The sequence below is a fragment of the Rhodococcus sp. EPR-157 genome, from assembly GCF_001647195.1.
GTDB lineage: Bacteria > Actinomycetota > Actinomycetes > Mycobacteriales > Mycobacteriaceae > Rhodococcoides.
Genome location: NZ_LVCV01000376.1, coordinates 1 through 886 on the forward strand (window position 1 = coordinate 1; position 886 = coordinate 886).

Annotated in this window: 1 protein-coding gene and 1 pseudogene; both read right to left on the reverse strand. The window is 65.3% G+C overall.

What is annotated here, in order from left to right; translation table 11 throughout:
• A pseudogene (locus A2J03_RS17160) lies at positions 1–120 on the reverse strand (arginine repressor); the annotation flags it as partial.
• Between the two features lie 23 nt (positions 121–143).
• The coding region (argF, locus tag A2J03_RS17165; protein WP_068376187.1) for an ornithine carbamoyltransferase at positions 144–886 on the reverse strand (743 nt) is incomplete at its 5' end.

Below are 886 nucleotides of genomic sequence, written 5' to 3' on the forward strand. Positions count from 1 at the left end.
GGTGACATCGATTCCCTCCGAAGCAAGCAGCGTCGCGAGCTCCGGCTGACTACGCACCTGGTGAGTCGACAGCAGCGTGACGATACGTGCTTGCCGTCCCGCTCGGGTCGATGCAGTCAACGGAACCGACGACACTTCCTCGCTCACGGACGTCGCGCCTGCTCGAGCAACCAGACCAACAGAGCCTTCTGCGCGTGCAGCCGGTTCTCGGCCTCGTCCCACAAGCCGCTGTGCGGACCGTCGAGCACCTCGTCAGTTATCTCCTCGCCGCGATGCGCCGGAAGGCAGTGCAGCACAAGCACATCGGACGCTGCCCGCGACAGCAATTCGGTATCGATGCGGTACGGCCGGAACGGAGCCACTCGGTCGAGACCGTCGTTCTCCTGTCCCATCGAGGTCCAGGTATCGGTGACGAGTGCATCGGCGCCGGCGGCCGCCTCGTACGGGTCCTCGGTGATCGTGATGCTCGCCCCAGTTTCTGCGGCGCGCGCCTTGGCCGCGTCGAGCACGAATTCCATCGGCGCGAACTCTTTCGGCGCCGCGATCGTCACGTCGACGCCTGCCGTCACTCCCCCGAGGAGGAGCGAATGCGCCATGTTGTTGGCACCGTCACCGAAGTAGGCGAGCTTCAACCCCTTCAGATCGCCCTTCCGCTCGGCCAACGTCTGCAGATCCGCAAGCACCTGGCATGGGTGGAACTCGTTGGACAGTGCGTTGACGATGGGGACCGTGGCCCCGGTCGCCATCTGTTCGAGTCGCTTCTGCCCGAACGTGCGCCACACCACGGCCTCGACGTACCGGGACAGCACGCGGCCCGTATCCTGCAATGTCTCCTCGCGTCCGAGCTGTGTGCTCTGACCGTCGACGACCACCGCGTGACCACCGA